The sequence below is a fragment of the Okeania sp. SIO2F4 genome (assembly GCF_010672385.1).
In the GTDB taxonomy this organism is placed as follows: domain Bacteria; phylum Cyanobacteriota; class Cyanobacteriia; order Cyanobacteriales; family Microcoleaceae; genus Trichodesmium.
On the sequence record NZ_JAAHGT010000326.1, the window covers coordinates 1 to 9,530 of the forward strand.

Annotated in this window: 7 protein-coding genes; 4 read left to right on the forward strand and 3 right to left on the reverse strand. The window is 35.3% G+C overall.

The features are described 5' to 3' along the window. Positions 1-80: 80 nt before the first annotated feature. Both F6K22_RS20195 and F6K22_RS20200 read right to left on the reverse strand, forming a co-directional pair. The gene (locus F6K22_RS20195) at positions 81-1,451 is read right to left on the reverse strand and encodes a diguanylate cyclase domain-containing protein (RefSeq protein WP_293101763.1); all 1,371 of its coding nucleotides are present in this window, start codon (positions 1,449-1,451) and stop codon (positions 81-83) included. 1,003 nt (positions 1,452-2,454) lie between these two features. Then, positions 2,455-2,625 carry a hypothetical protein gene (locus F6K22_RS20200; RefSeq protein ID WP_293101766.1) on the reverse strand — a complete coding sequence of 57 codons (171 nt, stop codon included), beginning with the start codon at positions 2,623-2,625 and terminating at the stop codon, positions 2,455-2,457. Between the two features lie 1,114 nt (positions 2,626-3,739). Between F6K22_RS20200 and F6K22_RS20205 the strand changes: the two genes are divergently transcribed. The 4 genes from F6K22_RS20205 (at position 3,740) to F6K22_RS20220 (ending at position 7,382) form a co-directional block, all read left to right on the forward strand. Beyond that, the gene (locus F6K22_RS20205) at positions 3,740-4,471 is read left to right on the forward strand and encodes a hypothetical protein (protein ID WP_293101769.1); all 732 of its coding nucleotides are present in this window, start codon (positions 3,740-3,742) and stop codon (positions 4,469-4,471) included. 29 nt (positions 4,472-4,500) lie between these two features. Next, positions 4,501-4,659, forward strand: a complete 159-nt coding sequence (locus F6K22_RS20210) for a hypothetical protein (protein WP_293101772.1) — start codon at positions 4,501-4,503, stop codon at positions 4,657-4,659. 593 nt (positions 4,660-5,252) lie between these two features. Next, positions 5,253-5,528, forward strand: a complete 276-nt coding sequence (locus F6K22_RS20215) for a glutaredoxin family protein (RefSeq protein WP_293101775.1) — start codon at positions 5,253-5,255, stop codon at positions 5,526-5,528. Between the two features lie 354 nt (positions 5,529-5,882). Then, positions 5,883-7,382 (forward strand): UDP-N-acetylmuramoyl-L-alanyl-D-glutamate--2,6-diaminopimelate ligase, encoded by a 1,500-nt coding sequence (locus F6K22_RS20220; RefSeq protein ID WP_293101778.1) that lies wholly within the window; start codon positions 5,883-5,885, stop codon positions 7,380-7,382. An 856-nt stretch (positions 7,383-8,238) separates the two neighbouring features. Here the strand turns inward: F6K22_RS20220 and F6K22_RS20225 are convergent. After that, positions 8,239-8,847 carry a molybdenum cofactor guanylyltransferase gene (locus F6K22_RS20225; RefSeq protein ID WP_293101781.1) on the reverse strand — a complete coding sequence of 203 codons (609 nt, stop codon included), beginning with the start codon at positions 8,845-8,847 and terminating at the stop codon, positions 8,239-8,241. Positions 8,848-9,530 lie beyond the last annotated feature (683 nt).

Sequence of the window (9,530 nt, forward strand, 5' to 3'; positions counted from 1 at the left end):
TTCTTTTTAACCAATCCTATCTGTTTTAAGAAGAGGTAATTATTAATTATTAATTGTTAATTATTAATTATTGAAAACCTTCAGGAAGAAGTATAGGCGATCGCCATATTTCGCCCCTGCTGTTTCGCCGTATACATCGCTCGATCTGCCATATCAACCAGAGTATTCGGTGAACTTTCTGTAGTAGGAATCACACAGGAAATTCCCAGACTAACAGAAACAAAAGGACTTACCTCTGAGCGCTCATGGGGAATTGCTAGCTCCTTAATCTGTTGTTGAACCATATTAGCAATAGTCATCGCTCCTTTGCGATCTGTATTGGGCAAAATAATGGCAAATTCTTCACCTCCATAACGAGCAACAAGATCCCTGGGGCGTTTGATAACTTTATAAGTTGCCTGTGCAACACGAATTAAACAATTATCACCCTTTTGATGACCATAGTAATCATTATATTTTTTGAAGTAGTCAATATCCATAATAATTAAGGCTAAAGGTTGTTTTTCTCTTTGACAAGTTTGCCATTCTTTCCCTAAAGTTTGATCGAAAATACGGCGGTTACTAATACCTGTTAAACTATCTATACTAGCGAAATTATTTAATTCTAATTCCTGTTTTTTTCTTTCAGTAATATCTCTAACTGTAACGCTAAAACCATCAGTTAACTTAACTGCTATACAAGAATACCATCTTTTCTCTCCCTTGTACTCATAACTAAAATCTTTTTGCAAGGATATTCCTGTTTCCACAACTCCAACAAAATCATCAAATGAGTTAAGCTCAACTTTATTGATAAATCTTTTGAAAACCAACTTGCCAATTAAATCTTCTGATTGTTGATTGAAAATTTTAGCCATAATAGGATTAACGATTAGACAGCGAAAATCTTCTATATTTCCTGTCCTAGGATTTCTAACTGCTTCCAAGGCAGCAACTCCATCAAGGGAATTATTTACAATACTAGAAATTAATGCTCTAGATTGATATAAACTTGCTTCTATTTCTTTTCTTTTTTGAATTTCTTGCTTGAGCCTTTCTTTTTCTTTTTCTAAGAGCCTTTGTTGTTGTTTAATCGTTAACTGACTTTTGATTCTTGCTAATACTTCTTCTTCCTGAAATGGCTTTGTAATATAGTCAATTCCTCCTACATCAAAGGCTTTTACTTTATCAAATACTTCATTTAAAGCACTAATAAAAATAATCGGAATATCTTTAGTTGCATCATTTAATTTTAAGGATTGACAAACTTCATAGCCATCCATACCTGGCATTTTTATATCTAAAATAATTAAATCAGGAGGTTCTATTTCCACTGCTTCAATTGCAGTTTCACCATCAGTAGCTTTTCTAACTTGATAATTTTTTTCCTTTAACATAGCTGTTAAAACTCGTAAGTTAGGAATTTGATCGTCAACAATTAATATATTATTTGCTATTATATCTGATTCCATTATCTTTACCTAATTATTATATTTAGTTATTTGGCATTTTTCACATAAGTTAATGATTACAAACACTCTCTTATTTTATGTCTAACATTGACCAATAATAGTATTTTTCAAAAAGAATTCTTGATTGCACAATACTTGATAAAAATTATCCCCTTTTTTGTTTTCTTTTTTAGATAATTTGTTCTGTATTTGCCCTTTTTTGTTTTCTTTTTTAGATAATTTGTTCTATATTTTCTATTTTTTGTTGACTATAATATTCATTCGAGATAATTATACTAAATTAAAGTAGAGAAATTCCATAGAATGCGTCTACAAGGGTTTCAGTTATAATAGACCTCTTGTAAAAGTTTTAATTAAATCAATTTAGAGATATAGAATCAACAACTTCATCCCCCCTATTCCCTCCATACCTATTCCCTATTCCCTGACTTCTGCAAGAAGTCTAATATTGTAGGTCTAGTTAAGCCTAAAGCTTAAACAGTAAGGCATATGGCTTGTTTTACAAGTAGCCATCGGGTAACAATTTTACGAGTGAAATCATATCCGGTAGCATCAGTATGACAAAGTTTAGGCAAGGAAGTAGGAAGTATGAAGAAGTAATACCGTTTCACGAAAGCCAGAAGTCAGAAGGCGCGAAGTTAGAAGTTAAATTTTATAGACCAAAAACTTTGACAATACAATAGTTTCAGGCAATTATTTGACATTTAAAGTTTGAAACTATTTGTGACATCCTTAAAGTGAATTGGTATAACAAAAAAGGAAAAAACTATTACTTGAGCAGATATTTTCCCTAGATTTAGACAAACGATACCAACGGACTTGATATACAGCGCTTTTCATAATTAGTAGAGCACAAAATCTTGGTAGTCGGGAGTCGAAAAATGCTTTGAGGTTGCTTTACACAGTGTAGTCGATCGATTGAAAACTTCTATAATAAAAGCCTTACTGAAGGGCGGTTATGATCGGTGAAATTAGGTACTAAGAAGAGGTTTTAATAAAATGCCTAGAAAACAAGTAGTGAAGTTGTTAGGGATTCCCATAAATTAATAATTGTCTGTCGCGAAAGATTTATCCGATCCAGAACATACTCTTGCTTATGCTTAATTTTGGCGATCGCTTCACTATCAGGTGAAAGTTCTTTTTCAAGATTGTTTAACTGGTTATCGATAAACATTATGATTTTAATTTTAACTAACAATATAAAAGCACATTTATCCTAGTTTTATTAATTAAAAAGTTGCCCTAGAAGGGCGAAACTTGTATCCAATTTTCGCGGTCAAGAGCTACCCAAAATTTAACTTCAGAACTTACCCAGGCGTGCCCAATCTGGTTTTTTCATAGATGTATATTTAGACATCTCCAAGAATAAAAACAGGAAATCAATTATCCCAGATAAATCATCAATTATTTCTCCCTAATCCCTAATCCCTAATCCCTACTCCCTGCTCCCTGCTCCCTCTTTTCTGGAGATGTCTATTGTTTAAACCAAGGATTTTTCCCAGAAACCCGATTTCTTTGTATGGCTTCTAAATTTAACACTCTATACTAGATTATATCCGGTAGCATTAGTATTTATTGAGTATTAAGTAATAAGGAGGAAATAGAGGTAGATATTGACCCAAGTTTACAGTAAGATTCTCAAGGAATTGACACTTCACGGACTAAAGTGAGGTGGATTTGCGATTAGGAGTTGTAAAAACAAAGTATGCCATCAGGCAAAACGGCCACATTGCCAGTACCGTACCGTAGTACGAATACAATACTCAGATCGTAAGGCGCTTTATATCGCCACTACTCTCTCGGGTCACTGACCATTGAGGCTGCTTTTTCAGTATTTGGTTGGTTGATTTACTCGCTCGCTCGTTACAACGTCCTATCTAATAGCTGGAAACAGAATGCTGGCAAGCACCGGGCGACCGTTTCGGTTAACGACCCTTTAACTGAGGCGTCCATTCATTGGATCGCGATGCTCTGACTTAGATTTCAGAGGTATTCGTGTCTTTGTGGTTAATTATCAGACATTTTCTGATTACGGGTTAAAACCTGGAAAAGCGAGTGTGTAATTCTGAGGTCTCCCACGAGACCGATAGAGTGGGGAAGTAATCCTACACACAGATCCTCCAGAATGTAAGACCCACTCAATACACAGGATGGTTTCCCACATACCGAATTTTTATGATCATATTATTTGCAGTCTAGCATCATTTCAATTACCACAATTTTCTTCCTTATGTGACTACTATCAAAATATTAACAAGAGGTTTTTTATGCATAAAAAACTCAATTCAATGCTATTTTTTTTATCATTAATAATAGCATTTTTCGGAGCTTTATCCATAATTAAAACACAAAATATTTCCGAAAATAATAATACTAATGATCGGTGGGAAAAAGTTTTTCAAGATTCATTTAATCAATCGGATGAAGACCCACCAGTAATCCCCAAAGATGGTGCTAGTCGGGGTCGTACTTTGGGAAGCAGTAGCTTTTGTTTGGTTTCTCCTGGTTTAATAGAAGTCGAGGAGAAAATTTCGGATACTCGTCCGACATTTATTTGGAATACTCGTCCGACATTTATTTGGCAAGGAGAATTGCGGCGAATTGAGATTCGTCCAGCTAATAGTGAGGAGGTTTTGTGGGCTGAAAAAGTTCAAGGTAATCAGCAAATAGTTATTTACAATGGAGAATCATTAAAACCTGGTAATACTTATTATTGGAGAATATATGATTCAAGTGCTTCTGAGACTTTTCCTACTTTACGAATTACTTTTAGAGTTATGGATGTTCTAGAACGTCAGGTGATTACTCAAGAGTTAGAAAAACTTGATACTCGTTTAAAACAAGCGAAAGCTAAACCAGAAACTATTGCTTTGGCTAAAGTTAAATTTTGGGCTGAACGGAATTTATTTTCTGATGCTTTATCGGAAGCATTTACAGTTAAGAATCCCTCGACCGAATTGCAGGATTTTCGTAGTAATATTTTGCAGCATTTTTGCTCAACATCAAAAAGGAATAGGTAGTAGGTAGTGGGGAGTAGGAGGAAAAAAGGATGGTGGTACATAGTAATGGTATAGGAAGTGTGGGGAGTGTGGGGAGTGTGGGGAGTGTGGGGAGTGTGGGGAGTGTGGGAAAAAAAATGTATATTTTCACCATTACTATCCAGGACTACCAAAAAAAGAATATCAAGGAACAAAGGGTATGGTATTAATTATATTTGAATGGGTTTGTAGAGGTAATACTAATTTCCCAAAAGGATGATATATTTATTACTCACATTACCTATTAAGTCATTAGTAAGATTCGGTAATCTTTTTCAAAATGTTAGTTAATTTTAAGATATTAAGAGTAAATTTTTCCTCCTTTACCTAACATCTCATACTATATCTATTTTTCTTTTAGACAGCTAAATCATCAACAATTCTAGGATTGCGACTAGATTTAGAAAACTTCAAAAAAACTTTGATTTCCTCGCCAGTATAACCAAAATACCAGGCAGCTTCAATGAAATCATAAATATCTTGATATGTTGTGTACAGTTCTTGAACTCCAACTATCTGACTTCCACGAGGATTAAAATGACCAGATTTGTCTATTAGACTTTCTTTTTTTAATAAGTTATTGACTTAAGATATAGAATAACCCATTGTCAAAGCTACTTGACGAAATTGTTATTGTCCATAAGCTTTGTAGGCTTGCCAAAGGGTTCCTATTCCCTTTTTTTCCATAAAAATTCAAAATAAGGAATCACCTTAAATTATAGAATAATTAAACTAACAAATTTTCCAGAATTTAATCTAAATTATGAACCTAATCTTATATAGTAAACCAGGCTGTCACCTCTGCGAAGGACTTCAAGAAAAACTCGAAGAAATACTGAAAGACCCCGAAAACCCCTGTAAATTTGATCTAGAGGTTAGAGACATTACCACCCGTGATGACTGGTTTAAAGCTTATCAATATGAAGTACCCGTACTTTGCCTATCACAGACTGATACAACAACCGAAAAGCTCATACCACGACCCTCTCCTCGAATGCCAGTAAGAAAATTGCAGCAAATGTTACAAAAATATTTGTAAATTTTTGCTATAGATGACAAAAAAATCCTCATGGTTGTTCAGCCTAATTCATTGAATAAATCAAAAGTTCAAGTAGCGGGTGAAACAACAGGATTTCTTCGGCTGCCATTAATAACCAGAGTACAAAACTCGCCCATACAAAAATTGATGATGGTGCATAAATAGTATAGGAAGTGTGGGGGGTGTGGGAAGTGTGGGGAGTGTGGGAAGTGTAGGAAAAAAATATATATTCTCACCATTACGTGAGCAAGAGAACCAAATTTTATTGAGCAAATATTTTATAGATGTTATTAAACCCAAAGAAAGTCAAAATTTTAGATAAAAAAACTTCAAAAAACTATCGGAGTTACTAATATGAAATTGAGAGAATTATTAGCAAAAGTTCCAAGTATTTCACTTACCAATAATCACCAAGCTTTAGAAACAGAAATTAAAGGTTTAGCCACAAATTCCCATGCTTGTAAACCAGGGGATTTATTTTTAGGAATTCCTGGTACCCGCGTTGATGGGGGAGACTTCTGGTCAAGCGCGATCGCTAATGGCGCCGTGGGAGCTATAGTTTCTCATTCGGCAGCTCAAAAACACCAACCAAAAAATGAGTGTGTTATTCCAGTTGCTGATATGAGTCAAACTTGTCCGGAAGTTGCTGCTGCATTCTATGACTACCCTGGGCAAAAAATGAAAATGGTAGGCATCACAGGTACTAACGGCAAAACCACCACTACCCATTTAGTCGAATTTCTCCTGAATAATGCTCAACTACCTACCGCTTTATTCGGCACCCTTTATGCGCGTTGGCCAGGATTTGCAGAAACGGCAGCTTACACTACACCTTTCCCAGTAGAATTGCAAAACCAACTAGCGCAAGCAGTAGCAGCAGGTAGTAAATATGGAGTGATGGAAGTTAGTTCTCACTCTCTAGATCAAAAGCGAATTTGGGGTTGTACTTATGAGGTGGCAGTATTTACTAATTTGACGCAAGACCATCTCGACTATCACAAAGATATGGATGATTACTTTGAGGCGAAAGCGTTGCTGTTTAGTTCAGACTATCTCAAGGGTAGGGCGATAGTTAACGCTGATGACCCCTATGGCAAAAAGTTAATTGCTAGACTAGAGTCAGAAAAGGTTTGGACTTATAGCACGAGTGACACTTCCGCCGATTTGTGGGCATCAGATTTAGAATACAAACCTACAGGAGTTAAGGGAATTTTGCATACTCCCCAGGGCGAGATTCCTTTTACTTTGCCATTGGTAGGGCAATACAATTTATCTAATATGTTAGCTGCGGTGGGAGCAACTTTACATTTGGGTTTAGATTTGCCAATGGTGGTTGCTCAGTTATCAGAATTTCCGGGAGTACCTGGTCGGATGGAAAGAGTACAAGTGACTGAAGAGCAAGATATAAGTGTAATTGTTGATTATGCTCATACTCCTGATAGTTTAGAAAATTTGTTAAAAGCAGCGCGACCTTTTATTCCCGGTCGGATGATTTGTGTGTTTGGTTGTGGAGGCGATCGCGACCGCACTAAGCGACCAAAAATGGGTAAAATTGCTGCTGAATTATCAGATTTAGCTGTGGTTACTTCTGATAACCCCCGCACTGAAGACCCGGAAAAAATTTTACAGGATATTTTAGAGGGAATATCCCCAGAAGTTAAACCTTTGGTAATAGGCGATCGCTCTCAAGCTATTCACGCTGCTATTATGGAAGCTCAACCTGGAGATGGAGTATTGATAGCAGGAAAAGGTCACGAAGATTATCAAATTCTCGGTACAGAAAAAATTCATTTTGATGACCGGGAGCAAGCAAGGGATGCTTTGATAGATAAGTATGGTTTAAGTCAAAAGTAAATTAGACGTAGGTTGGGTTTTGCCCTTCGCTTAACTCAACTCAATAGCTTTCATTAATGGATAATGGATAATTACCTCTGGTTAAAACCTTTCTTGATTGAATCAGGACTTACGCAAGGGTACTATATATAGAGTGCAAAAACTATAACGTTATAGTTTTTAACACTACATACATGGTGTCTGCGTAATTCCTATGAATATAGTATTTTCAAATGAGATTTAAATCTAGATTCAGATTTTTGCTAATAAAAAAGTGTACTGATTGAGTACCTATTCCCTTACGCTTTTCAGTATTTAATACTGTTTTATATTCTTTACTATTGCCCATTATCCCAAAGGTGTTCCCTTTTTAATACCACTCTGTTTCCGCATCTCAAATAAAAACGCTTATAAGGAAATATCCTGGTATTTTTTCCCCTATGGGAGGGAGGCTTTTAACAAAGGTATTTAATTAATAATTATTATTAATTAGGGCTTGCTGATTAAATATAAAAGTATTTACACATAAAGGTTTGAGAAACTAATGGTCTGGAAAAAGTACCAGCTTTTGTCTTAAGAAAGCTGAAAAATTAAGCATTTTGGAGTAACGCGAGGCAGAAAATTTAAGTGGCTATGATGAACGATTACTCTTCTACAACTCCCTGCTATTCCTAATTCTTAACTAATATCAGGTCTCATTAATTAGCCATAATAAAAACGTTCTTCATCGTATCAAGAGAATATTTTTTTATTTCCCTTGCTCCCTGCTCCCTGCTTCCTGCTCCCTCAATTTTTTATTGTGGTTATTCAAAGAGACATGATATAACTCCCTACTCCCTACCTCAACAAAAAGACTTTTGAGCACAAACCCTAATTATTAATAATTAATTGTTGAACGATATAAGTCTGAAGGAGTATTACAATTAAACAACATTTTTGCTATCTCGGAATCAATAGATAATGGTTGAACTGGAATTTGAGCAAGTAATTCTTGAAAGGAGTGTTTACCCCGAACAATAGTTTTTTCTAACTCTATTTTTATCTGTTGCCGATAGAAACCACATAATGGTTCCCACCCTTGAGATTTTTGAGGAACTAAAGCTAAAATTTCTGGAGAAAGTTGGTTTAATTTAGTTACCCAAGTTTGAATAATATCTGAGTTTAACAGAGGTAAATCACATCCCAATAATAAAATCCAATCACTATTAATTTGAGCCAATCCCTGAGCCAAAGCAACTAAAGGACCTTCAGTTTTTAACTCAGTTAACCATTCACATTCTGTAGGTAAAATTGGCTGATATTTTTCCGGCCAGGGAGTCATAATATAAACTTTTTCTGTACATTTATTTGCTACTTGATAAACCCTTTTTAACATTGGTACCTTTTCCCAAGGAATTAAGGCTTTATCTTTACCCATACGGGAACTTTTTCCACCTGCAAGAATGAGTGCTACTAGATGATTTTTTGTGAGTGAAAATTTATTCATACAGTTTAAAAAAAGGTTTTGGGTTGTAGCTATTATACCAAGCGTGAAAAAAGAATGTTACGAATAATAATAACAATAAAAAGATTTTATAGGATAAGTTATGAACTAATAAATGGCATCGAAGCTATTTATTCTGTACGTCGCCAATCCGACGGCTTTCCTACCTGTACGGGCAAACGGCCGTTTGCCCCTACCTGACTCAAACAAAAATTCCCTAGCTATTTGTAGCAAACATTTATTTAATTGGTATTAGGTATTAGGTATTAGGTATTAGGTATTATATCAAATCCGTTTAATTGGACATAAAAAAATTCTCCAATCGCCATAACTACGCTCATCTTTCTAATTCTTTCTTCTCCTGACTCCTGACTCCTGACTCCTGACTCCTAAACAGTTAACCTATCTATAACTGTTTAACCGGATTTGATATTATTTGAAGTTCAGAAATTACTTAGGACTTGCTGATTAACTGACAAAGCATTTACAGATAAAGACTTTAATCTTTATTCTGTGAAAAAAGTGCGAGCTTTTCGGTACAAAAATCTCAAAAATTTACCTCCAGTAGATCAAATTGTCCGAATTCGGACTGGGGAAAGTAATATGGAAGCAATCTAGTTTTAGAAGCAGATTTTGTTTTCTGTGTTAGGTGGTAGGTAATCCGTCACCTGTTATCAGCAAGACGG